The organism is Streptomyces sp. NPDC001902, from assembly GCF_042891295.1.
Lineage (GTDB): Bacteria > Actinomycetota > Actinomycetes > Streptomycetales > Streptomycetaceae > Actinacidiphila.
Genome location: NZ_JBIATA010000009.1, coordinates 1 through 22,876, shown reverse-complemented (window position 1 = coordinate 22,876; position 22,876 = coordinate 1). Strand labels below are relative to the sequence as shown.

25 protein-coding genes and 1 pseudogene are annotated in these 22,876 nt (G+C 71.0%); 5 read left to right on the top strand and 21 right to left on the bottom strand.

What is annotated here, in order from left to right:
• Positions 1 to 196 precede the first annotated feature (196 nt).
• On the bottom strand, positions 197 to 1,090 hold the full coding sequence (locus ACFYYN_RS16825; protein WP_500546414.1) for a diacylglycerol kinase: 894 nt from the start codon (positions 1,088 to 1,090) through the stop codon (positions 197 to 199).
• Positions 1,091 to 1,185: 95 nt separating this feature from the next.
• Here ACFYYN_RS16825 and ACFYYN_RS16820 point away from each other — a divergent pair, with 95 nt between their 5' ends.
• On the top strand, positions 1,186 to 1,359 hold the full coding sequence (locus ACFYYN_RS16820; protein WP_500546413.1) for a hypothetical protein: 174 nt from the start codon (positions 1,186 to 1,188) through the stop codon (positions 1,357 to 1,359).
• Between the two features lie 75 nt (positions 1,360 to 1,434).
• On the opposite strand, the gene tatC is transcribed toward ACFYYN_RS16820, so the two are convergent.
• The 10 genes from tatC to ACFYYN_RS16770 all read right to left on the bottom strand — a co-directional run bounded on the left by tatC (position 1,435) and on the right by ACFYYN_RS16770 (position 9,740).
• Positions 1,435 to 2,322, bottom strand: a complete 888-nt coding sequence (gene tatC / locus ACFYYN_RS16815) for a twin-arginine translocase subunit TatC (RefSeq protein ID WP_500330655.1) — start codon at positions 2,320 to 2,322, stop codon at positions 1,435 to 1,437.
• Between the two features lie 112 nt (positions 2,323 to 2,434).
• Positions 2,435 to 2,725 carry a Sec-independent protein translocase subunit TatA gene (gene tatA, locus ACFYYN_RS16810; RefSeq protein ID WP_500546412.1) on the bottom strand — a complete coding sequence of 97 codons (291 nt, stop codon included), beginning with the start codon at positions 2,723 to 2,725 and terminating at the stop codon, positions 2,435 to 2,437.
• Between the two features lie 256 nt (positions 2,726 to 2,981).
• Complete coding sequence (locus ACFYYN_RS16805; protein ID WP_500330659.1) at positions 2,982 to 3,182, bottom strand: hypothetical protein; 201 nt, start codon at positions 3,180 to 3,182, stop codon at positions 2,982 to 2,984.
• 19 nt (positions 3,183 to 3,201) lie between these two features.
• Positions 3,202 to 3,480 carry a hypothetical protein gene (locus ACFYYN_RS16800; RefSeq protein WP_499510926.1) on the bottom strand — a complete coding sequence of 93 codons (279 nt, stop codon included), beginning with the start codon at positions 3,478 to 3,480 and terminating at the stop codon, positions 3,202 to 3,204.
• 13 nt (positions 3,481 to 3,493) lie between these two features.
• A complete protein-coding gene (locus tag ACFYYN_RS16795; protein WP_499510927.1) occupies positions 3,494 to 4,441 on the bottom strand; it encodes a helix-turn-helix transcriptional regulator in 948 nt (315 codons plus the stop codon).
• 18 nt (positions 4,442 to 4,459) lie between these two features.
• Positions 4,460 to 5,431 carry a helix-turn-helix transcriptional regulator gene (locus tag ACFYYN_RS16790; protein WP_499510928.1) on the bottom strand — a complete coding sequence of 324 codons (972 nt, stop codon included), beginning with the start codon at positions 5,429 to 5,431 and terminating at the stop codon, positions 4,460 to 4,462.
• 180 nt (positions 5,432 to 5,611) lie between these two features.
• Positions 5,612 to 5,983: an FKBP-type peptidyl-prolyl cis-trans isomerase gene (locus ACFYYN_RS16785; protein ID WP_499510929.1), complete on the bottom strand. Its 372-nt coding sequence runs from the start codon at positions 5,981 to 5,983 to the stop codon at positions 5,612 to 5,614.
• Between the two features lie 39 nt (positions 5,984 to 6,022).
• Complete coding sequence (locus ACFYYN_RS16780) at positions 6,023 to 7,021, bottom strand: FKBP-type peptidyl-prolyl cis-trans isomerase (protein ID WP_500546410.1); 999 nt, start codon at positions 7,019 to 7,021, stop codon at positions 6,023 to 6,025.
• 100 nt (positions 7,022 to 7,121) lie between these two features.
• A complete protein-coding gene (gene pafA, locus ACFYYN_RS16775) occupies positions 7,122 to 8,483 on the bottom strand; it encodes a Pup--protein ligase (protein ID WP_499510930.1) in 1,362 nt (453 codons plus the stop codon).
• A 9-nt stretch (positions 8,484 to 8,492) separates the two neighbouring features.
• A complete protein-coding gene (locus ACFYYN_RS16770; protein WP_500330665.1) occupies positions 8,493 to 9,740 on the bottom strand; it encodes an MFS transporter in 1,248 nt (415 codons plus the stop codon).
• Positions 9,741 to 9,789: 49 nt separating this feature from the next.
• On the opposite strand from ACFYYN_RS16770, the gene ACFYYN_RS16765 reads away from it, so the two are divergent.
• Positions 9,790 to 10,869: a LacI family DNA-binding transcriptional regulator gene (locus ACFYYN_RS16765; RefSeq protein WP_500546409.1), complete on the top strand. Its 1,080-nt coding sequence runs from the start codon at positions 9,790 to 9,792 to the stop codon at positions 10,867 to 10,869.
• Positions 10,870 to 10,931: 62 nt separating this feature from the next.
• Here ACFYYN_RS16765 and prcA read toward each other — a convergent pair whose 3' ends face one another.
• From prcA to arc, 6 genes are all read right to left on the bottom strand, one after another.
• Positions 10,932 to 11,738: a proteasome subunit alpha gene (gene prcA, locus ACFYYN_RS16760; protein ID WP_500330669.1), complete on the bottom strand. Its 807-nt coding sequence runs from the start codon at positions 11,736 to 11,738 to the stop codon at positions 10,932 to 10,934.
• A gap of 50 nt (positions 11,739 to 11,788) precedes the next feature.
• The gene (prcB, locus tag ACFYYN_RS16755) at positions 11,789 to 12,634 is read right to left on the bottom strand and encodes a proteasome subunit beta (protein WP_500546408.1); all 846 of its coding nucleotides are present in this window, start codon (positions 12,632 to 12,634) and stop codon (positions 11,789 to 11,791) included.
• Positions 12,586 to 12,927, bottom strand: coding sequence for an endonuclease VII domain-containing protein (locus ACFYYN_RS16750; RefSeq protein WP_500546407.1), 342 nt, complete (start codon positions 12,925 to 12,927; stop codon positions 12,586 to 12,588). Before ACFYYN_RS16750 ends, prcB begins: the two co-directional genes overlap by 49 nt.
• A gap of 262 nt (positions 12,928 to 13,189) precedes the next feature.
• Complete coding sequence (locus tag ACFYYN_RS16745) at positions 13,190 to 13,408, bottom strand: ubiquitin-like protein Pup (protein ID WP_354798988.1); 219 nt, start codon at positions 13,406 to 13,408, stop codon at positions 13,190 to 13,192.
• 136 nt (positions 13,409 to 13,544) lie between these two features.
• Positions 13,545 to 15,056, bottom strand: a complete 1,512-nt coding sequence (gene dop, locus ACFYYN_RS16740) for a depupylase/deamidase Dop (protein ID WP_499510936.1) — start codon at positions 15,054 to 15,056, stop codon at positions 13,545 to 13,547.
• Between the two features lie 207 nt (positions 15,057 to 15,263).
• Entirely contained in the window at positions 15,264 to 17,030 is a 1,767-nt protein-coding gene (gene arc / locus ACFYYN_RS16735; protein ID WP_500330674.1) for a proteasome ATPase, read from the bottom strand.
• Between the two features lie 240 nt (positions 17,031 to 17,270).
• Here arc and ACFYYN_RS16730 point away from each other — a divergent pair, with 240 nt between their 5' ends.
• The gene (locus tag ACFYYN_RS16730; RefSeq protein ID WP_450386264.1) at positions 17,271 to 17,561 is read left to right on the top strand and encodes a ferredoxin; all 291 of its coding nucleotides are present in this window, start codon (positions 17,271 to 17,273) and stop codon (positions 17,559 to 17,561) included.
• A gap of 4 nt (positions 17,562 to 17,565) precedes the next feature.
• On the opposite strand, the gene ACFYYN_RS16725 is transcribed toward ACFYYN_RS16730, so the two are convergent.
• From ACFYYN_RS16725 to ACFYYN_RS16715, 3 genes are all read right to left on the bottom strand, one after another.
• Positions 17,566 to 18,153, bottom strand: coding sequence for a hypothetical protein (locus ACFYYN_RS16725; protein WP_500546406.1), 588 nt, complete (start codon positions 18,151 to 18,153; stop codon positions 17,566 to 17,568).
• Between the two features lie 162 nt (positions 18,154 to 18,315).
• Positions 18,316 to 19,224 carry a tRNA (adenine-N1)-methyltransferase gene (locus ACFYYN_RS16720; protein ID WP_499510939.1) on the bottom strand — a complete coding sequence of 303 codons (909 nt, stop codon included), beginning with the start codon at positions 19,222 to 19,224 and terminating at the stop codon, positions 18,316 to 18,318.
• A gap of 426 nt (positions 19,225 to 19,650) precedes the next feature.
• Positions 19,651 to 20,883, bottom strand: coding sequence for a site-2 protease family protein (locus tag ACFYYN_RS16715; protein ID WP_500546405.1), 1,233 nt, complete (start codon positions 20,881 to 20,883; stop codon positions 19,651 to 19,653).
• 97 nt (positions 20,884 to 20,980) lie between these two features.
• Between ACFYYN_RS16715 and ACFYYN_RS16710 the strand changes: the two genes are divergently transcribed.
• Together ACFYYN_RS16710 and ACFYYN_RS16705 are read left to right on the top strand one after the other, a co-directional pair.
• Positions 20,981 to 21,832 carry a RecB family exonuclease gene (locus ACFYYN_RS16710; RefSeq protein ID WP_500546403.1) on the top strand — a complete coding sequence of 284 codons (852 nt, stop codon included), beginning with the start codon at positions 20,981 to 20,983 and terminating at the stop codon, positions 21,830 to 21,832.
• A 16-nt stretch (positions 21,833 to 21,848) separates the two neighbouring features.
• The gene (locus tag ACFYYN_RS16705) at positions 21,849 to 22,520 is read left to right on the top strand and encodes a response regulator (RefSeq protein ID WP_499510942.1); all 672 of its coding nucleotides are present in this window, start codon (positions 21,849 to 21,851) and stop codon (positions 22,518 to 22,520) included.
• A gap of 59 nt (positions 22,521 to 22,579) precedes the next feature.
• Here the strand turns inward: ACFYYN_RS16705 and ACFYYN_RS16700 are convergent.
• Positions 22,580 to 22,876 (bottom strand): annotated as a pseudogene (locus ACFYYN_RS16700) (ABC transporter substrate-binding protein); the annotation flags it as partial.

Genomic DNA, 22,876 nt, shown 5'->3' with positions numbered 1-22,876 from the left:
CCCGCCGCCGAGTGGGCGCCGGGGCAGGGGGACGCGGTGAGGGACTCCGGTCGGCGCGGCCGGTGGCCGGGGTGCGGCCGCCCGGGGTCTTCCGGGCCCGCCCGAGCGGTGCACGCCGGGCCGGGCGGCCGGCTGCGGCTGGACGTGCCCGCCGGGCGCAGCCCGACAAACCTCGCCCCCGCGGCTCGGCACCGCGCTACCGCGGCGCCAGCAGGCGCAGCGCTCGCGGTACGGTGCGCGCGGTCAGGGGCAGGGGGCCCAGTGGCTCACCGTCGGCGTAGCCGGTGATGCCGTCGGCGGCGAGGGTGATCGCGGCCGCGCGGTGCACCGTCACCACGGGGTGGCCGAGGTGGGTGCCGCGGTAGACCCTCGGGAAGACGCGCAGCAGCGTGCTGCGGCTGCACGGCCCGACCACGCACACGTCGAAGCGCCCGTCGTCGAGTTCGGCTCCGGCGCAGATCCGCATGCCGCCGCCGTACGAGGTGCCGTTGCCGACGGCCACGAGGGTCGCCTCGATCTCCGTCTCGGCGCCGTCGTCGAGGGTGATCCGGTACGGGATCGGGCGCAGCGCGGCCAGTTCCGCCAGCATCGCCACGTCGTAGCGCAGCCGCCCACTGGGCCAGCGCAGCCGGTTGCCGCGGTCGTTGACCCGGGAGTCGAAGCCGGAGGCGAGGACCGTGCCGAACCACCGTTCGCCGGCGCGGCCGAGGTCGATCTCGCGGACGGTCTCCTCCTTCAGCGCCCGCGCGATGGCCTCCCCGGCCGCGGCGGGCTCGCGTATCGGCAGTCCGGTCGCCCGCGCGAAGTCGTTGCCCGTGCCGACGGCGACGACGCCGAGCGGCGTGCCGGTCCCGGCCACGGCCTGCAGGGCCAGCGACACCATGCCGTCGCCGCCGACCGCGACCAGCGCGTCCGTGCCGTCCGCGACGGCCTCGCGGGCCCGCGCCAGAGCGTCGGCCGCGTCGGTGCCGACGACGGTGCGCACGCCGAAGCCCGCGCGGCGCAGTGCGTCCGCGGCCGGTCCGGCGGCGCGGGCGCCCCGTCCACGGCCCGCGGTGGGGTTGGCGATGAGGGTGATCTCGCTGGTCACGCGCGGACCCTACCGTGCGGTAGTCCACCCGTCGAGATCACCGGCACCCCTTCTTCCGGCGGGGTCGTGATCATCCTCGGGGCCTACGGAGGGCCGTGTTCCGGCGGGGAGGATCGGGGGGCGTCGCAGACCGGGCGACCATCGCGGGCACGGCCAACGCGCTGTTCAACAACAAGGGGTGCGCCGTCGTGGGCGCGGACGGCAGGGGCCACACGGTGGCGTGGAACAGGCCCATGGCCTTCGTCGCGTCGAAGGGCGACCACTGCTGACGGCCTCCTGCGCGCCATGACGACGGGGCCCCGCCCGGCTGGTCCGGGCGGGGCCCCGCCGGGGGTCACACGGCGTCAGGTCGCGTCGTCGAAGTCGCCGGAGCGGCGTCCGTCCTCGACGGGCCCGGCCTGCTCGGGCACGGAGGCCGTGACGCGCTCGCCGGTGTCGATCGACTCCGGGGTGAGGTCCAGCTCGGAGGCCTCGTCGTCGGAGAGTTCCGCGTCGGGGTTGCGCCAGCGCCGACGCCGGTCGTTGACCAGGCTGAAGGCGACCGCGCCGAAGTAGAGGACGACGATCGGACCGGACAGGGCGATCATGCTGACCGGGTCGGTGGTCGGCGTCGCGACGGCGCCGAAGACGAAGACGCCCATGACCACGGCCCGCCACCAGCCCGCCATGCGGCGGCCGCTGACCATGCCGACCAGGTTGAGCATGACCAGGAGCAGCGGCAGTTCGAAGGCGAGGCCGAAGACCAGCACCATGCGGATGGTGAAGTCCAGCACCCCGTCGAGCTTCAGGAGGTTGGACGAGCCCTCGGGCGTGAAGCTGATCAGCACCTTGATGCTGACCGGCATGATCTTGTACGCGAGGAAGGCGCCGCCCAGGAAGAGCGGGAGCGCCGCGCCCACGAACATGTACGTGTACTTGCGCTCGTTGCGGTGCAGGCCGGGGGCGATGAAGGCCCACAGCTGGTACAGCCAGACCGGGCTGGCTCCGATGACGCCGGCCATGAAGCAGACCTGCATCGTGAGCGCGAACGGCGCCGTCAGCGAGTCGAACGTGACGATGGCGCAGTTGCCGCCGCTGCTGACGACCCCGGGGCCGCACTTGGGTACCGGAGAGGCCAGGAACTCCAGGAGTTGCTGGCTGTAGAAGGCGGCCACGATCGCCACGACGACGATCGCGAGCACACTCTTGGCGAGCCGGTTGCGCAGCTCACGCAGGTGCTCCACCAGGGGCATGCGCCCCTCGGGGTCCTTCGTCGGCTTACTGCGGGCAGACTTGAGCAACCCAGGTCCTCATCTCACGCGGTGGCCGGCGTCCCCGCCGGCGGCCCGTACCTGTGTCGTCGTGTCAGCTCTGCGTCTGGCTGGGCTGCTGGGTCTCGGAGACCGGGCGGGCGCTGGCGACGTCACCGGGCGCGGCCTGGATGGTCTTCGGTGCGGCCTGGGCGTCGGCGGGCGCGTCGGCCGGCGCCTGCGGGGCGGCCGTGTCGTCCGACTTCATCGCCTTCGCCTCGCTCTTCAGGATGCGCATCGACTTCCCAAGGCCGCGGGCCATGTCCGGGAGGCGCTTGGCCCCGAACAGCAGCAGAACGACGACAAGGATGAGGATGATCTCAGGGGCGCCGAGCCTGCCGAACATAAGCTTTACCTTCTCACCGAGGCGGCATGGGTTCTTGAGCAGCGGGCTCCGGGTCCGTGGACACGGTGTCCGCTCTGCCAGCGATCGTAACCTGCGGGGGTAAACGCCTGGCAATCCCCCGGCGTCCTTGCCGTTGCCGCCCCCGCCGCGCTCTATCGGGGCCGCTTCAGCAGCGTACCTTCCTGGAGGGGGGAGGACGAGGGTGCCGCGGACGGCACCGACCCGGCGTCCGGGCACGGCCTGCGGGACGGCGTCGTCAGCGCGACAGTTCGCCGGCGCCGCGCGCCAGCGGCTCCGCGGCCCGCCGCAGGTCCTCGGAGGCCTGTCGCAGGCGGTCGCTGCTGCGCCCCACCTGGCGGGCGAGGCCGCGCACCTCGGCGTACACACGCAAGCCGAGGACACCGAGCACGAGCAGGCCGGCGGTCGCGAGGCCGACGTACAGGTAGAGCCACCACATGGGAGCCGAGCGTAGCGGCTCAGCCGATGTGCAGCCGCATCGTGCGGACACCGCCGTCGGTGAGGAGCTCCACGATGCGGTCGCCCGCCGGCTTGCGGACGGAGGAGCCGCAGTCGGGGCAGGTGAAGGAGTAGAAGGTGGTCCGGTGGCTGCCGCCGATGGCCAGCCGCAGGGCGTCGGCCGACAGCTCGAAGCTGGTCCGGCACTCCGGGCAGGAGGCCCTGAAGATCACCCCGGGCGGGGTCGTGCCGGGGTCGCCGACGGTACCGAGGGTGTCCAGGGTGTCGAGGTCGTCCATGCCGGCGCTCACCTCACTCGCCGTAGGCCGCGAGGGCCTGGGCGGCCGCGTCGCGGGCGCTGCCGGCGAGTCCGGCCGGGGAGACGATCCGCCCGTCGCGGCCGAGCCGCAGCGCGAGACGGCGCAGCGAGCCCGGGTCGGGGGTGCGCAGGGTGACCCGCAGGCCGCCGTCGGGGAGTTCCTCGGCGAGGTCGTGCGGGTAGTACTCGGCGACCCAGCGGCCGCCGGGGCCGACCTCGATCACGACCTCCGGGTCGTCGCCGGCCGGCTGCACCAGCCCCTGGGACAGGTCGCGCGGCTCGACGCGCGGCGGGTCGCTGGGCGTGTCCAGCAGCCGGATCTCGGCGACCCGGTCCAGTCGGAAGGTGCGCCGGTCCTCCGACAGGTAGCACCAGCCCTCGAAGTAGGTGTGGCCGACCGCGAACAGCCGGATCGGGTCGACCTCGCGCTCGGTGAGCTCGTCCCGGGACGGCGAGTAGTAGCGGATCCACAGCCGGCGCCGTTCGGCGATGGCGCGGTCGACGTCGGCGAAGACGCTGCCCTCGGACTCGAAGGTGACCGACAGCCGGGAGGACGCGCCGGCGGCCTCGCCGGCCGCTCCCTCGATCTTGGCGGTGGCGCGCAGCAGGGCCTGCCGGTCGCTCTCCCGCAGCCCGGGCAGGTTGGCGACGGCACGGGCGGCGACCAGCAGCGCGGCGGCCTCGTCGGCGGCCAGCCGCAGCGGCTGCGCGACGTCGTCCACGTTGTGCCACCAGATCCGCTCGCCGTCGGTGTCGATGTCGAGCAGGTCGCCGCCCCTGAAGCTCGTGCCGCACAGCGGCAGCACGTTCAGGTCGCCGATCAGCTCGGCCTCGGTGACCCCGAACGCCCGGGCGACGTCGCTCACGCGGGCGCCGGGGCGCTCGCGCAGATACGTCACCAGGGACAGCATCCGGCGCGTCTGGTCGATCGCGTTGGCCATCTCTCCGTACTCCCCCGCTCAGCCCTTGGCGACGGCGCGCAGCCGGTCCACGACGTCGGCCCGCAGCTCGTCGGGCCCCAGTACGACCACGTCCGGGCCGAACTCCACCAGCCAGGCGTCCAGTCCGTGCCCGTACGGGATCTCCAGCTCGTCCCAGTCGGCGTCGACCGGCAGTATCTCCACCGCGCGGGCCCGCAGCGGGTACCCGGAGTCGCGGCGCAGCCGGATCCTGGCGGTCGCGGTCGCGCCCTCCCCGGCCCAGCTGGCGACGGCGGCGCGCACGTCGACGTGGTCGGGCACCTCGGTGGTGAAGGCGCCGCCGCGGGTGCGGACCCGGCCGGTGATCCGGGAGAGCCGGAAGACGCGCACGGCGGACCGGTCGCGGTCCCAGCCGGCCAGGTACCAGTGGCCGCGCCAGCACTCCAGCGCCCAGGGCTCGACCTGGCGGGGCTCGGGGCGTACGGCGTTGGCCTTGCGGTAGTCGAAGGAGACGGGGCGGCGCTCACGGGTGGCGACCATCAGCGGCTCGAACGCCGGCTCGGGGGTGGGGATGCGGGGCTCCAGGGCACTGTGCCCGGCCGCCTCCCGCACGCCGTCGTCACCCTCGTCGTGGAAGGGCACGCCCGCGGCCCGCAGCTTCTGCAGGGCTCCGCTGGCGGCCTCGGCGAAGCGCGCCTGCTGCCAGACCTTCGCGGCCAGGCTCAGCGCGGCGGCCTCCTCGGCGTCCAGGGCGATCTCGGGGAGGCGGTTGCGGTCACGGCGGGCGAGGTAGCCGATCTCACCGTCCAGGCTCTCCACCGTCTCGATGACCATGCCGAGCTCACGCAGGTCGTCCTTGTCGCGCTCGAACATGCGGTTGAACGCCTCGTCGGAGCCGATCTCGTGGTACGCCTCGATGGACGCGCGCAGCTCCCGCTTGCTGACCGGGCGCCGGGTGTTCATCAGGCACAGCGCCAGGTTCATCAGCCGCTCGGCCTTGGCAATCGCCACTCGAAGCAACCTTCTTCCGTGTTCAGCTCTCCGTCGAGACCCTATCGCGACCGGGCCGCGTGGCTGAAGCGAAGGCCGGTTCCGGTGACCGCCCCTGCCGGCCCTCGTACGACGGAGCCCCCGCCGGGCCGGCGGTGCCGGTCGGCGGGGGCTACGGGCCGTGGTCGGGCCGGACGCCGCTCAGACGGACAGCAGGTCCACCACGAAGATCAGCGTCTCACCCGGCTTGATGAGCGGGCTCGGGCTCTGGTTGCCGTAGGCCAGGTGCGCGGGGATGGTCAGCTCACGACGGCCGCCGACCTTCATGCCCTGCACGCCCTGGTCCCAGCCCTTGATGACCCGGCCGCCGCCCAGCGGGAAGCTGAAGGGAGAGTTGCGGTTCCAGCTGGCGTCGAACTCCTCGCCGGTGCTGAAGGCCACGCCGACGTAGTGGACGGTGACGTTCTGACCCGCCTTCGCCTCGGCGCCCTCGCCCTCCCAGATGTCCCTGATCACCAGTTCGGCCGGCGGCTCACCGCCGGGGAAGTCGATCTCGGGCTTCTCGATGCTCACGTACGTGCTCCTAAAGAGGTGCGGACAACCTGCTTAGTCTTACATCACCGCGAGGATGTCGAGGCTGAACACCAGCGTGGACTTCGCCGGGATGCCCGGCTGCGCCTTGTCGCCGTAGCCCAGGTCCGGCGGCACCACGAGCATGACGCGGCTGCCGACCTTCTTGCCCACCAGGCCCTCCTGCCAGCCCTTGATCAGCTGCTGCAGCGGGAACTGGGCCAACTGGCCGTTCTTGTAGCTGGAGTCGAACTCCTTGCCGCCGTCCCACACCACGCCCTTGTACTGCAGCAGCAGGGTGTCGGTGGGCTTGACCGCCGCACCGTCGCCCTCCAGCACGTAGTTGGCGACCAGCTTGGCCGGCGCGGCCGTCTTGGGGACCTCGATGGAGGGCGCCTTGCCGTCGGTGCCGGTGCCGACCTTGGGCAGCTTGGCGTCGGTCTGCGGGACGGCCTTGCCCTGGGCGGAGCTCTTGCCGTTGAAGGTGTCCACCACGTCGACGACGAAGACCAGCGTGTCGGTGCCCTTGATCCCGGCGTCCGGCTGCCCCTGCGCGCCGTAGCCCAGGTTCGGGGGGATCGCCAGCTCGACCCGGTCGCCGACCTTCTTGCCCACCAGGGCCTTGTCCCAGCCCGGGATGACCCGCCCGACGCCGATCGGGAAGATGGCCGGCGCGCCCCGGTCCCAGGAGTTGTCGAAGACCTTGGCCGTGTCCCAGATCTGGCCCAGGTAGTTCGCCTGGAGGTAGTCACCCGAGGCGACGGTGGTGCCGTTGCCCTGGATCACCGTCTTGACGGCCAGGTCCTTGCTCGGCTGGCCCGTGCCCTTGGCGACCGTCGGCTTCTCGCCGAACTTCGTACCGGCGGTGATGTCCGGCAGCGGGCCGTCCACGATCTTCACCGGCGCGGACGCGGACGCGGAACCCGACGGGGTGGCGCTGGTCGCGGACTTGCCGGACTTGTCGTCACCGCAGCCGGCGAGGGTGAGCAGGCCGGCAGGGACGGCGAGGAGAAGAGAGCGTCGGCGCACGGGGATCCCCATCAGGTCGATCTTGCGTTGTCTGGCGTGCGCGCCACTCTACGGCGTGGGCGGGGCCCCGTACGAACACGTACGGGGCCCCGCGTCGCCTGTGCCACCGCCCCTACATACCGGCGATGAGCTTCTCCACCCGGTCGTCCACCGACCGGAACGGGTCCTTGCACAGCACCGTGCGCTGCGCCTGGTCGTTGAGCTTCAGGTGCACCCAGTCGACGGTGAAGTCGCGCCGCTGCTCCTGGGCACGGCGGATGAAGTCGCCGCGCAGCCGCGCCCGCGTCGTCTGCGGGGGCACGGACTTGGCCTCGAAGATCTTCAGGTCGTTGCAGATCCGCTTGGCCTGACCCCGCTTCTCCAGCAGGTAGTACAACCCGCGGCGGCGGTGGATGTCGTGGTACGCGAGGTCTATCTGCGCGATGCGCGGGTGCGACATCGTGATGTTGTCCCGCGCCCGGTAACGCTCGATCAGGCGGTACTTCATCACCCAGTCGATCTCGGTACCGATCTTGTCCAGGTCACCGCTGCCGATCGACTCCAGGGTCCGGCCCCACAGTTCGAGGACCTGCTCGATGACACCGCTGCGGATGCCGCGCCGGTCGCAGAAGTCCACCGCCTTGGAGTAGTACTCCTCCTGGATCTCCAGGGCCGAGGCCTCCCGGCCCGAGGCGAGACGGACCTTGCGCTGGCCCGTTATGTCGTGCGACACCTCGCGGATCGCCCGGATCGGGTTCTCCAGCGTCAGGTCCCGCATCACGGTGCCCGCCTCGATCATGCGCAGCACCAGGTCGGTCGCGCCGACCTTCAGCAGCATGGTCGTCTCGGACATGTTGGAGTCACCCACGATGACGTGCAGCCGCCGGTAGCGCTCGGCGTCCGCGTGCGGCTCGTCCCGGGTGTTGATGATGGGCCGGGAGCGGGTCGTGGCGGAACTGACGCCCTCCCAGATGTGCTCCGCGCGCTGACTGACGCAGTAGACCGCGCCGCGCGGGGTCTGCAGCACCTTGCCCGCGCCGCACAGCAGCTGCCGGGTGACCAGGAAGGGGATGAGGATGTCCGCGAGGCGGGAGAACTCCCCGTGCCGGGCGACGAGGTAGTTCTCGTGGCACCCGTAGGAGTTCCCCGCGGAGTCGGTGTTGTTCTTGAAGAGGTAGACGTCGCCCGCGATGCCCTCCTCGTGCAGGCGTCGTTCTGCGTCCACCAGGAGGCCCTCGAGGATGCGCTCCCCCGCCTTGTCGTGGGTGACCAGTTCCGTCACGTTGTCGCACTCGGGAGTGGCGTACTCCGGGTGCGAACCCACGTCGAGGTAGAGACGGGCGCCGTTGCGGAGGAAGACGTTGCTGCTGCGACCCCATGACACGACACGGCGGAAGAGGTACCGCGCCACCTCGTCCGGGGACAGACGCCGCTGTCCCCGGAACGTGCACGTGACGCCGTACTCGTTCTCCAGCCCGAAAATGCGGCGGTCCATGATGAGACCTTACGCCTGATGCGTGGACCTCAAACCGGGTTCGACCGCGGCGATTCGATCTTTTTCTGTCCCGCTTGCCGGGTTTGGAACCGTGAGGTAGCGCCCACTGGCCAGCAGCACCACCAGCGCCACCACCCCGCCGGCACCCGCCACGCCGAACGCCGCCGCGGTCCCGCCGTACTGCGCGGCCGGTCCCGCGACCGCCGTGCCGACCGCCGCGCCCACCCCGAACGTGGTGACGATCCATGAGAACGCCTCGGTCACCGTGCCCACCGGGGCGTGCCGGTCGACCACCACGAACGCACAGGCCAGCGAGGGCGCCAGGAACAACCCCGCCAGCACCGCCAGGCCCGACATCGCCGCGACGCCCGGCACCAGCACCAGCGGCAGGTAGCACACGGCCAGGCCCGCCATCAGCAGCCGCAGCCGCCGCTCGGGGACCCCGGCCCACTGCCGCGCCCCGTAGAACACCCCGCCGGCCAGCGCCCCGGCGCCGATCCCCGACAGCACGTAGCTGGAGACCATCCCGCCGCCGTGCTCGTCGGCGTACGCGACCGCGGCCACCGCGATCGAGCCCAGCGCCAGCCCCACGAAGAAGAACGAGCCGACCAGCGCCCGCAGGCCCGGCGCGCGCAGCGGCCCCAGCCAGTCCGGGGTGCGCGGCTGCGTCCGCCACGCCCGCGACGGCGGCGCGGTGACCACGCTCAGCGCCCCCGCCACACCGACCGCCGCGATCCACAGCAGCGCCGCCGTCTCCGAGAACGCCGCCACCAGCAGCGTCACCAGCAGCGGGCCGACCGCGAACATGACCTCCTGCGCGGCCGCGTCCAGCGCGTAGGCCGCGTGGATCCGGTCCTCGCGCTTCAGCACGCCCGGCCACAGCGCCCGCAGCCCGCCCTCCAGGGGCGGGGTGAAGAAGCCCGCGACCAGCATCGCGGCGTACGCCAGCGGCAGCGGCCGGGGCCCGGAGAGCGCGAAGACGGCCATGCCCACGGCCGAGACCACCGCCGCCGGGAACATCACCCTCGGCTGCCCCAGGCGGTCCACCGCCCGCCCCAGCAAAGGTTGCCCCACGGCGTTGGCGAGGCCGTAGACGGCCGACAGCGCCCCCGCCAGGGCGAAGTCGCCGCCCTGCGCGCGGGTCAGCAGCACGATGCCCAGGGCCGCCGTCGCGTTCGGCAGCCGGCCGACCAGGGTGCCGGTCAGCAGCCGGACCGCGTGCCGGGCCCGCAGCAGGTCCGCGTAACCGGTCCCCATGCCCGCCCCTTCGCTAGTTGTACGTATAACGTCGTGGGTCATACGTACCATGAGCCCAGTCCACCGGTCCAGCCGCACACCCCGCCGCCACCCGCCCACCCAGCCGAAAGAGGCCCCCACGGTGACCGACACAGCGCGCCCGACCTCACGCGACGTCGCACGCGCCGCCGGCGTCTCCCAGGCCACCGTCTCCCTCGTCCTCGGCGACAAATGGCGCGGCCGGGTCTCCGAACGCACCGCCGACACCGTCCGCACCGCCGCCCGCGACCTCGGCTACCGGCCCAACCTCGCCGCCCGCAACCTCCGCCTCGGCCGCACCCGCACCGCGCTCCTGGTCGTGCCCACCCTCACCAACGAGTACTTCGCCCGCGTCTACACCGGCGCCGCCCGCGTCGCCGACGACCACGGCTTCGGCGTCGTCCTCTACCCCTCCCCCGAAGGCGTCGGCCCCGCCCGCGACCCCTTCGGCTCCGCCCGCGCCGCCCTCGACGGCATCATCGCCTCCTCCATGGCCGCCGACGCCCTCGCCGCCATCGGCGACGGCGGCCTCCCCCTCGTCATGCTCGACGCCGACCCCGCCGCACCCGGCCCCGCCGCCACCGTCAACCTCGCCATCGCCGACGGCATGCGCCAGATCACCCGGCACGTCCTCGGCCTCGGCCACCACCCCCGGGACGTCGCCCACCTCGCCGCCGACATCGACACCTGGACCTTCCACGAACGCGCCCAGGCCCTCGCCGACACCCTCGGCACCACCCCACCCACCGAACGCTCCCCGCTCACCTACGAGGACGCCCGCCAGGCCACCGAACGCCTCCTCACCCGGCCCGGCCCACCCCCCACCGCCCTCATCTGCGACGACGACGTCCTCGCCGTCGGCGCCTGCAAGGCCCTGCGCCGCCACGGACTACGTGTCCCCCACGACGTCTCCGTCACCGGCTACGACGACTCCGCCCTCGCCACCGCCGTCGAACCCGAACTCACCACCGTCACCCTCCCCGCCGACGCCGTCGGCGCCGGAGGCATGACCGCACTCCTCGACACCCTCGCCGACCGCCCCGCCACCGGCACCGAACTCCCCGTCCGGCTCGTCGTCCGCGGCTCCACCGCCCCACCACGCAACCCCTGAAACGACCGACGCCCCGGCCACCGCACAGGCGGGCCGGGGCGTCGGCAACGGGCCGGAACCCGTCACACGTCCTCGTCCAACTCCGGAAGGTCGTCGTCCCCCTCCACCGGAGCCGCAGGCGGAGCGGGCTTCTCCGACTTCTCCGCCTTCTCCACCGACGGCGCCGCCCCCTCCCCCTCCAGCAACCGCGACAACTGCCGGCCCAGGATCCGCTTGAACTTGCGCTGCTGCGGCCGCGTACGGTCCAGCACCGCGACCTCCAGCTGCTCCGCCGTGAGCTGCCGGTCACTGCCGTTGTTGTCCCGGCTCAGCGACTCCACCGCCAGCTTCAGCGCCTCCGCAAGCGTCATGCCGTCACGGTGCCGCTGGTCCAGGTAACTGCCGATCTGGTCCGAGTTGCCACCGACCGCCACCGCACCGTGCTCGTCGACGATCGAACCGTCGTGCGGCAACCGGTAGATCTGGTCCTCGGAGGGGTCCGCGCCCACCTCCGCGACGATCAGCTCCACCTCGTAGGGCTTCTCCCCCACGCTCGAGAAGATCGTGCCCAGCGTCTGCGCGTACACGTTCGCCAGGCCGCGCGCGGTCACGTCGTCCCGGTCGTAGGTGTAACCCCGCAGGTCGGCGTAGCGCACACCACCGATCCGCAGGTTCTCGAACTCGTTGTACTTCCCCACCGCCGCGAAGGCGATCCGGTCGTAGATCTCACTGACCTTGTGCAGGGCACGGGACGGGTTCTCGGCGATGAAGACGATGCCGTCGGTGTACTGCAGCACGACGACGCTGCGCCCGCGCGCGATGCCCTTGCGGGCGAACTCGGCACGGTCGGCCATGGCCTGCTGGGGTGAGACATAGAACGGCGTCGACACCGGCTATCCGTCCCTTTCTGTCAGTAGCGAGTGCATCTCGGACGACCAGGTCAGAGCAGCCCGGCCCGCGGGCCGTCCGGCAGCTCCAGCCGCCGCTCGTGGACGGCCCGGACGATCTCCGACGTCTCGGCCTCGGTCAGCTTGCGGAAGCCCTCGTCGGTGATGACCGTGACGATCGGGAAGATCCGCCGCCCCAGATCCGGGCCACCGGTCGCCGAATCGTCGTCCGCCGCGTCGTACAGCGCCTGGATCACCAGCGTCACCGTCTGCGACTCCGTGAGATCCGGCTTGTACAGCTTCTTCATCGAGCCCCGCGCGAACACCGAACCCGAACCCGTCGCCGCGAAACCGTGCTCCTCCGAACGCCCGCCCGTCACGTCGTACGAGAAGATCCGCCCCTTCTCCCGGTCCGTGTCGTAGCCGGCGAACAGCGGCACCACCGCCAGCCCCTGCAGCGCCATCCCCAGGTTCCCCCGGATCATGGTCGACAGGCGGTTCGCCTTGCCTTCCAGGGAGAGCGTGGCGCCCTCGATCTTCTCGTAGTGCTCCAGCTCCAGCTGGAACAGCTTGACCATCTCCACCGCCAGGCCCGCCGTGCCCGCGATGCCGACCGCCGAGTACTCGTCGGCCGGGAACACCTTCTCGATGTCCCGCTGGGCGATGACGTTGCCCATCGTGGCCCGCCGGTCACCGGCGAGCACCACGCCGCCGGGGAAGGCCGCCGCCACGATCGTCGTGCCGTGCGGGAGCTCCACGGCCCCCTTCACGGCGGGCAGGGTGCGGTTGCCCGGGAGCATCGCCGGCGCGTGCGCCCCCAGGAAGTCCACGAACGAGGACGAGCCAGGCGTCAGGAAGGCAGCTGGTAGACGCCCGGTGCTACGAGTGTTGGCTTCCACACGTTTCCTTCCACGTATGCGGCCGCCCGCCGTATGACGTCGGGCCGATCCTTGAACTGCCCCAGCGCGGCGTTGCAGCTGAAGCACAGTACGCCACGGACCCTACCCGTCCCGTGGTCGTGATCCACATGTTCGGCCGGGGCGTCCAAACAAATGCAGCAGATACCGAACTGCCCGGCAATCATGGCGTCCAGTTCGACCGTGGTGATGCCGTACTTGCGTTTGAAGTAGGCCGCGCGGTTGCGTTCGGCGCGGCACGCCTTGCAGTAGCTGGCGAAGCCGTCCGATGACATGGCATTGCGCTCCCACTCGCCGTACGGCTTGACCTCACCGCACTGAGGGCAGCGCTTGTGCCCCTGGGGGACGTGCACCTTGACACGAACCGTCTTGCCCTTGGCCTCCTGACGTCGGCGGTAGAACTCCGCGGAGCACTCCCGGCAGCTCGTCTGGAGGCCATCGGACCTCGACCTATTGGCAGCGAATGCGAGAGACGGCAGCACGCGCTGACACGTAGAGCATTTCTTCATCCCGAATGGCAGAAATGCCCGAATTGCTCTACTGTCCGCCCTTTTGTACGAATGATCGCACGAAATCCTCGGCGTTCTCCTCGAGGACGTCATCGATCTCGTCCAGCACGGAGTCCACGTCGTCCGACAGCTTCTCCTGCCGCTCCTTGAGGTCGGAGGCGGCCTGCGCGTCCTGCGCGGTCTCCTCGACCTCCTCGGTCGAACGCGTGGCCTTCTGCTGCCCGCCGCCGGTGTCCTTGGTAGCCATGTGTCCCTCACCCCGCTCGGTGTCCATGTCCTACAAGATCAGACCCTACAAGGAGGGTCTGACTTCGGCCCCCGGTATTGCCCAACGTCCGGGGGCCACCCCGATGATTCCCGGTTCGGACGGATTTCAGCCCTGCTCAGCCGCCCGACAGGATCCGCACCAGCTCCTCCGCGGTGCGACAGCGGTCCAGCAGCTCCTTGACGTGGTTGCGGGTGCCCCGCAACGGTTCCAGGGTGGGGACGCGCTGCAGCGAGTCCCGGCCGGGGAGGTCGAAGATCACGGAGTCCCAGGAGGCCGCCGCGACGTCGTCCGCGTACTGCTCCAGGCAGCGGCCGCGGAAGTAGGCGCGGGTGTCCTCCGGAGGCTTGCTCATGGCCCGGACGACCTCGTCCTCGGTCACCAGCCGCTGGATGCGGCCGCGGGCCTCCAGACGGTTGTAGAGGCCCTTCTCGGGGCGCACGTCGGCGTACTGGAGGTCGACGAGGTGGAGCCGCGCGGCGTCCCAGCCCAGGGAGTCGCGGCGCCGGTAGCCCTCGAGGAGCTCGCGCTTGGCGATCCAGTCCAGTTCGCCGGCGAGGCTCATGGGGTCGCCCTCGAGCCGGTTGAGCACGTCCTCCCACCGGCCGAGGACGTCCTTGGTCTGGTCGTCGGCGTCGGTGCCGAAGCGGTCCTCCACGTACTTGCGGGCGAGTTCGCAGTACTCCATCTGGAGCTGGACGGCGGTCAGTGTCCGGCCGCTGCGCAGGGTGATCAGGCGGCGCAGCGTGGGGTCGTGGCTGACCTGGTGGAGGGTGCGGACGGGCTGGTCGACGGCGAGGTCGACGTTGATGAAGCCGTCCTCGATCATCGACAGCACCAGGGCGGTGGTGCCGAGTTTGAGGTAGGTGGAGATCTCCGACAGGTTCGCGTCGCCGATGATCACGTGCAGCCGGCGGTACTTCTCGGCGTCGGCGTGCGGTTCGTCGCGGGTGTTGATGATGGGCCGTTTGAGGGTGGTCTCCAGGCCCACCTCGACCTCGAAGTAGTCGGCGCGCTGGCTGATCTGGAAGCCGTGTTCGTGGCCGTCCTGGCCGATTCCGACGCGGCCGGCTCCGGTGACGACCTGGCGGCAGACGAAGAAGGGCGTGAGGTGGCGCACGATGTCCGAGAAGGGGGTCTCCCGCTTCATCAGGTAGTTCTCGTGGGTGCCGTAGGACGCGCCCTTGTTGTCGGTGTTGTTCTTGTACAGGTGGATGGGCTGGGCGCCCGGGAGCTGGGCGGCGCGCTCGGCGGCTTCGGCCATGATGCGCTCGCCGGCCTTGTCCCACAGGACGGCGTCGCGGGGGTTGGTGACTTCCGGGGCGCTGTACTCGGGGTGGGCGTGGTCGACGTAGAGCCGGGCTCCGTTGGTGAGGATGACATTGGCCAGGCCGATGTCCTCGTCGGTGAGCTGGCTGGTGTCCGCGGCTTCTCGGGCGAGGTCGAAGCCGCGGGCGTCCCGCAGTGGGTTCTCCTCCTCGAAGTCCCAGCGGGCGCGGCGCGCCCGGTGCATCGCCGCCGCGTACGCGTTGACGACCTGGGACGAGGTGAGCATGGCATTGGCGTTCGGGTGGCCCGGAACGGAGATCCCGTACTCCGTCTCGATGCCCATTACTCGCCGTACGGTCATGCGGCCCTCCTTGCCCGGCTGCGGCCCGTGCTGGGCCGGTCGCTCAAGTACCGCTTCGCAATTGGCCCTCGTGCGGTACCGCTGAGCCTAGAACGCGATGGCGGTGGTGGGGAGATCATTACGCGCTTTCCTGGGTGGTGCCGGGGTGAAATGCTCCGGCTGCGGGTGCCCCTGCGTGGGCACCCGCAGCCGGAGGGTGGTCGCGTGTTACAGGTACTGGCCCGTGTTGGCGACGGTGTCGATGGAGCGACCGGTGTCGGCGCCCTGCTTGCCGGTGACGAGGGTGCGGATGAAGACGATCCGCTCGCCCTTCTTTCCGGAGATGCGGGCCCAGTCGTCCGGGTTGGTGGTGTTGGGCAGGTCCTCGTTCTCCTTGAACTCGTCCACGCAGGCGGCGAGCAGGTGGGAGACGCGCAGGCCCCGCTGGTTGTGGTCGAGGAAGGCCTTGATCGCCATCTTCTTGGCCCGGTCCACGATGTTCTGGATCATGGCGCCGGAGTTGAAGTCCTTGAAGTAGAGGACTTCCTTGTCACCGTTGGCGTAGGTGACCTCCAGGAAGCGGTTCTCCTCGGACTCGGAGTACATCCGCTCGACCACGGACTGGATCATGGCCTCGACGGTGGCCCCGGGCGAGCCGCCGTGCTCGGAGAGGTCCTCGCCGTGCAGCGGGAGGGTCGTCACCAGGTACTTGGAGAAGATGTCCTTGGCCGCCTCGGCGTCCGGCCGCTCGATCTTGATCTTCACGTCCAGGCGGCCGGGCCGCAGGATCGCGGGGTCGATCATGTCCTCGCGGTTGGAGGCGCCGATGACGATGACGTTCTCCAGGCCCTCGACGCCGTCGATCTCGGCGAGCAGCTGGGGGACGATGGTGTTCTCCACGTCCGAGCTGACGCCGGAGCCGCGGGTCCGGAAGAGGGATTCCATCTCGTCGAAGAAGACGATGACGGGGGTGCCCTCGCTGGCCTTCTCGCGTGCGCGCTGGAAGACCAGCCGGATCTGCCGCTCGGTCTCGCCGACGTACTTGTTGAGCAGCTCGGGGCCCTTGATGTTCAGGAAGTAGCTCTTGCCCTGGGGCTGCCCGGTGACTTCGGCGACCTTCTTGGCAAGGGAGTTGGCGACGGCCTTGGCGATGAGCGTCTTGCCGCAGCCGGGCGGGCCGTAGAGGAGCACGCCCTTGGGCGGGCGGAGCTCGTACTCCTTGAACAGCTCGGCGTGCAGGTAGGGCAGTTCGACGGCGTCGCGGATCTGCTCGATCTGGTTGCTGAGGCCGCCGATCTGGCGGTAGTCGATGTCGGGGACCTCTTCGAGGACGAGCTCTTCGACCTCGCTCTTGGGGACCCGTTCGTAGACGTACCCGGAGCGCGGTTCGAGCAGCAGCGCGTCGCCGGCGCGGAGGGTGCCGTCCAGCAGCGGCTCGGCGAGCCGCACCACCCGTTCCTCGTCCGTGTGCCCGATGACCAGGGCCCGCTCGCCGTCCTCGAGGATCTCCTTGAGGGTGACGATGTCTCCGATGCGCTCGAACTCCATGGCCTCGACCACGTTGAGCGCCTCGTTGAGCATGACTTCCTGGCCGCGCCGGAGGCCGTCCAGTTCGACGGACGGGCTGACGTTCACCCGCAGCTTGCGGCCGCCGGTGAAGATGTCGGCCGTCTCGTCCTCGTTCGCCTGCAGGAACACACCGAATCCGGCAGGGGGCTGTGCGAGCCGGTCCACCTCTTCCTTGAGGGCCACGATCTGGTCGCGGGCCTCTCGGAGGGTGTTGGCCAGCCGCTCGTTCTGAGCGGACACGCCTGCCAGGTTGGTCTGCAGCTCGACGATCCGCTCCTCGAGAATCCTCGTGTGCCGCGGAGAGTCGGCGAGCTTACGTCGCAGGACGGCGATCTCCTGCTCAAGAAAGGCGACCTGGCTCATGGGGTCTTCCGATCCACGAGCGGGTCGGCCGCCACGGTTGATGTCGTCGTCGTGGGCCGCCACGGTCCTCACCTCCTCCAAGGGGAGCTGGACGCTTCCAGACCCTACCTGGGCCAGTAGGGGTTGAAACCCCTAGATCACAAAGACGTCCTGGGTGTGTCCGATCTTCACCCTTGCGCACGTCCTCCCGCCAGGGAGATACCCAGCCATCACCATCCGAAAGCGGCCGGTTGTATCGTCGGTTCGGTCAACGCCCGTCAAGGGCTGTCCCTTCCCGAACGATGAACGGCAGGCGAGGTAGCGGTGAGCGAGGAAGTCGTCGAGGCGCTTGAGGTCTGGATCGATCAGGACCTGTGCACCGGGGACGGCATCTGTGTGCAGTACGCGCCCGAGGTCTTCGAGCTGGACATCGACGGGCTCGCCTACGTCAAGGGCGACGACGACGAACTCCGTCAGGCACCCGGGGCGACGGTCCCGGTTCCCCTGCCGTTGTTGACCGATGTGGTGGATTCGGCCAGGGACTGCCCTGGCGACTGTATTCATGTGCGTCGGGTTTCGGACAGTGTAGAACTGTACGGACCCGACGCGGAGTGATCTGTCACACGCTGTTCGCGAGCGGTCCGGGGATCTCGTAGTAGGTCCCGGACCTCCACTCCCAGCTGTAGTCGCGCATCTGGTCGGGGCAGCAACGGGGCACGTCGTCGGTGGAGTAGCCGAGCACGGTGGCCCGCACGGTGCGGCCGTCGATCTTCAGGTCCTTGAAGCTGCGCTGCTCCTTGGGATCGACGAGGGTCTCGACGATGCGCGGGGCGGCGCCGGCGGCGGGGTCCGCCGACAGCACGTACAGGCCACTGGGCGGGGTGCCGGTCTCGGAGTGGCAGCGGACGACGGCGACGGTCTCGGGGCGGCCGTCCCCGTCGAGGTCTCCCGACGCCTGGTCCACGACGTCCACGGGCGCCCCGGCGCATTCCAGGGGGAAGTGCGCGGCACGGGGGTCCGGCGGCGTCACGGCGGCGGTCGCGGGCTTGCCGGTCCTGGCGTCCGCGGCGGGCCTGCCCGTGGAGGCGCCGGCGGGCTGCACGAGCGCGGCGCTGCCTATGACGGCGGCGATCACCGCGGCGGTCGTGATCCAGTGCACCGAACGGGCTCGGGTGTGCGGAAGGGCCGGCCCTGCGGATGGCTGCACGCGCCTGTCTCCTGTGGAGTTGGTCGAGCGGGGTGGCCAGCATGGTGCCACAGGTCACAGTCGGTTGGTACGACCGGGGCCCGTGTTTCGGGAGATGTCCGCGGGGGTGTGACGAAGCGCCGCCGCCGGTCCTGCCGGCGACGGCGCTTCGGGGTCGGGTGGTTACGCTCCGCCGGTGGCCGGCTTGCCGCCGCCCGGGCCGGTGTAGTCCTCGCCGTACGCGCCGGGCGCGGGGCGCCTGCGCCGCATGGGGGGCTCGACGCCGTCGGCGAGACGGCGGGCGGTGAGCAGGAAGCCGGTGTGCCCGATCATGCGGTGGTCGGGGCGCACGGCCAGGCCCTCGATGTGCCAGGTGCGGACCATGGTCTCCCAGGCGGACGGCTCGTTGAACGTGCCGTGCTCGCGGATCGCCTCGACGGTGCGGGCGAGCTGGGTGGTGGTGGCCACGTACGCGCAGAGGATGCCGCCGGGGACCAGCGCCTTGGAGACGGCCTCCAGGCACTCCCAGGGGGCGAGCATGTCGAGGATGACCCGGTCGACGTCGGCGTCGCTGAGGTTGTCCTGGAGGTCGCCGACGGTGAGCTGCCACGCGGGGTGCGGGCCGCCGAAGTAGCGTTCGACGTTCTGGGTGGCGATCTCGGCGAAGTCGGCGCGGCGCTCGTAGGAGTGCAGCATCCCCTGGTCGCCGACGGCGCGCAGCAGGAACATGCTGAGCGAGCCGGAGCCGACGCCTGCCTCCACGACGCGTGCGCCGGGGAAGATGTCGGCCATCGACAGGATCTGCCCCGCGTCCTTGGGGTAGACCACGGCGGCGCCGCGGGGCATGGACAGGACGTAGTCGGGGAGCAGGGGGCGCAGCGCGAGGTAGGCGACGTTTCCCGTGGTTCGGACCACACTGCCCTCGGGGGCACCGATCAGCTCGTCGTGGGGGAAGGAACCCTTGTGGGTGTGGAAGTTCTTCCCGGCCTCGAGCGTGAACGTGTAGTGGCGTCCCTTGGGATCGGTGAGCTGGACCTGGTCCCCGACCTTGAAGGGCCCGCGACGGCGGGCGGCACCGGTCGGTTCGGACATGCGGACAAGCCTACCGTTCATTTTTAAGGGCTCCGTTCGCCTCCGGGGCGCTCGCCTTTTTGAGGCTCGGTTCGCCTCCGGGGCGCCCTCTGCACCTGTCGACGGTCGACCGTGCTCGGCTCCTCGTTCCTCGGAGCCTCCGCGCGCTCTCCCTTTCGACAGGCGCGCGCCCCTTCGGCTCACTCGCCAGGGCACGAGTGGGCACCGACCGGGCGCGATGGGCCGAGGCAGCCGCCCCTGCGGGTTGCTCCGGAGCAGCACGTCGACGGACTGCCTCGGCGAGTGAGCCAAAGGGGCGCGGACGGTGTCGAAAGGGTGGGGGCACCTCCCGGCGGTAGCCGGGGGACCGCGGAGGTCGCGAGGAACGAGTGACCGAGCACGGTCGACTGTCGACACCGTCTTGAGCGCCCCGGAGGCGAACGAGCCCTAAGAAGAAGGCCTGGCCATGGCGGCGAGGAAGGCTTTTTCGACGTCGGCGGTGGACAGGACGCCGTAGACCTCGCCGGAGTTCTCGATGACGAGGTACTCCGTGGCCGGGGTGGCACGCAGGGTGTCCAGGAGGTCCTCGCCGGCGAGTTCCGCGGAAACCTTCATGCCGGGCTTGAGGTCCTGGGCGAGGCCGGAGACGGCGACCCAGGGGCGGCGGTGTTCGGGGACGCCGACGATGGCGGCCTCGCGGACGACGGCGGTGGGGGTGCCCTGGCCGTCGACGACGACGAGGGCGCGGGCGCCGGCCTCGTTGGCCCGGCGCAGGGCCTCGGACAGCGGGGTGTCGGAGGAGACCGGCAGGGCGCGCCGGGTGAGCGAGCGGGCCTGGAGTTCGGGCAGGTGCTCGCGGAGCCGCGCCATGCGCAGGCTGTTGCCCGCGCCGGTCCAGATGATGGCGGCGAGGATGGCCGCGAGCAGGGCGTCGGTGAGGGAGTCGAAGCCGGTGGCGCCGTCCCCGCCGTCGCTCATGCCGCCGGCGTACGAGAGCAGGGGCAGGCCGACGAGGACCGCGATGGCCAGGGCGCGGCCGGTCCAGGCGGCGGCGACGGTGCCGGTCATGGCCTTGCCGCTGATCTTCCAGATGACGGCGCGGAGCATGCGGCCGCCGTCGAGGGGCAGGCCGGGCAGCAGGTTGAAGACGGCCACGAGCAGGTTGCTGATCATGAGTCCGGCGAGGAGTACGCCGGGGACGGTGTCGGGGTCGACGCCGTACATGCCGAGGTAGAAGACCCCGGCGAGGACGAGGGAGAGCAGCGGGCCGACGAAGGCGAGGACGAATTCGCGCCCGGGGGTCTCGGACTCCTTCTCGATCTCGGAGACGCCGCCGAAGAACTGCAGCTGGATGCGGCGCACGGGCAGGTCGAAGCGGAGGGCGGCGATGGTGTGGGCGAGTTCGTGGACGAGCACGGAGGCGTAGAAGGCGACCGCGAAGAAGAGCGAGACGAGGTAGCGGGCGCCGCCGAGCTCGGGCAGGACGCGGTCGAGCTGTCCGCCGAACACCCAGGTGATGAGGGCCGCGACGAGGAACCAGCTGGGGGCGACGTAGACGGGCACGCCGAAGAAGCGGCCCATGAGGATGCCGCCGCCGGGTCCCGGGGGACGTTTGGCGGGCCCGTCGTCGGGTCCGGGAGTCCTCTCGCCGCCCGGCGGCGGCTGCTGGCTCTCGCTCACTGGTTCCCCTCGTGTCGCTGACGCTCCGACGTCGATGGTATTGCCCGGTTGCGGGGACCCGACACCGGCTGTCGGCGCCACCCCGTAGGGTCCTGCCATGGGCACCAGCACCGAAGCCGTTCCTCCCAGGCCGCCGTCCTCCCTGTCGCCGTCGCGCGCCGCCGACTTCATGCGGTGTCCGCTGCTGTACCGGCTGCGGGTGATCGACAAGCTGCCGGAGAAGCCGAGCCAGGCCGCGACGCGGGGCACGGTGGTGCACGCGGTGCTGGAGCGCCTCTTCGACGTGCCGGCGGCGGAGCGGACGGCGGACCGGGCCCGGGCGATGGTGCCGGGGCAGTGGCAGCGGTTGCTGGAGGAGCGTCCGGAGCTGTCGGAGCTGTTCGCCGCGGCGCACGGGCAGGGGCTGGCGGAGTGGCTGGAGGAGGCGGCGCGGCTGGTCGAGCGGTGGTTCTCGCTGGAGGACCCGACGCGGCTGGAGCCGGCCGAGCGCGAGCTGTACGTGGAGACGGAGCTGGAGTCGGGGCTGACGCTGCGCGGTTACGTGGACCGTCTGGACGTCGCGGCGGCCTCGGGCGACCTGCGGGTGGTGGACTACAAGACCGGCCGGGCGCCGCGCCCCGAGTACGCGGACGAGGCGCTGTTCCAGATGAAGTTCTACGCGTTGGTGCTGTGGCGGCTGCGGGGCGTGGTGCCGCGCCGGCTGCAGTTGGTCTACCTGGGCAGCGGCGAGGTGCTGACGTACGACCCGTCGGAGGGTGAGCTGCGGGCGGTGGGCCGGAAGCTGGAGGCCCTGTGGGAGGCGATCACGCGGGCCACGGAGTCGGGTGACTGGCGGCCGCGGCCGAGCCGGTTGTGCGACTGGTGCGACCACCGGGCGGTGTGCCCCTCTTTCGGGGGGACTCCCCCACCGTATCCGCTGCCCGTGGTGGGGAAGAATGGGGAGTCCTGAGGGCGAAGGAGATCTTGTGGCTATTCGCGTCCTGTTGGTGGACGACCAGCCGCTGCTGCGTACGGGCTTCCGGATGATCCTGGAGGCCGAGGGCGACCTGGCGGTGGTCGGCGAGGCGGGGGACGGCCAGCAGGCCCTGGAGCAGGTGCGGGTGCTGCAGCCCGATGTGGTGCTGATGGACATCCGCATGCCGCGGATGGACGGGGTGGAGGCGACCCGGCAGATCACCGGGCCGGGCCGGGACGGTCCGGCGAAGGTACTGGTGCTGACCACGTTCGATCTGGACGAGTACGTGGTGGAGGCGCTGCGTGCGGGGGCGAGCGGCTTCCTGCTGAAGGACGCTCCGGCGCACGAGCTGGTGCAGGCGATCCGGGTGGTCGCGGCGGGTGAGGCGATGCTCGCGCCGAGCATCACGCGGCGTCTGCTGGACAAGTACGCGGGGCGGCTGCCGTCGGGTGAGGAGCCGGTGCCGCAGGCGCTGCACACCCTCACCGAGCGGGAGGTCGAGGTGCTGAAGCTGGTGGCGCGCGGCCTGTCGAACGCGGAGATCGCCGCGGAGCTGTTCGTGAGCGAGACGACGGTGAAGACCCACGTGGGGCATGTGCTGACGAAGCTGGCGCTGCGCGACCGGGTGCAGGCGGCGGTGTACGCGTACGAGAGCGGACTGGTGCGCCCCGGGGCGCAGTAGCGTCCCCGGGGCGTTCGTCGCGTCGTGGTCCGGGCCGGGCGGCCCGGACCAGGCGGCGGCTAGGAGGTCGAGACGCCCTTCTGGATCTCCCAGAAGCGGAAGATGGTGGACGGGTCGAGGGTCCACTCCAGGCCGTTGATGTTGTCCTTGGACACCACGTACTGCTTGCCCTGCCACAGCGGGATGATCGGGACGTCGTCGGCGACGATGTCCTGCAGTTCCTCGAAGTCGCCGCTGGTCGCGGCGCGGCCGTCCTCGGCCGCGGTGCGCGGGATCAGCTCGCCGGTGATCTTCTTGTTGACGTAGTTGTTGGACAGCACGTTGCCGTCACCGAAGAACGGGGCGGTGAAGTTGTC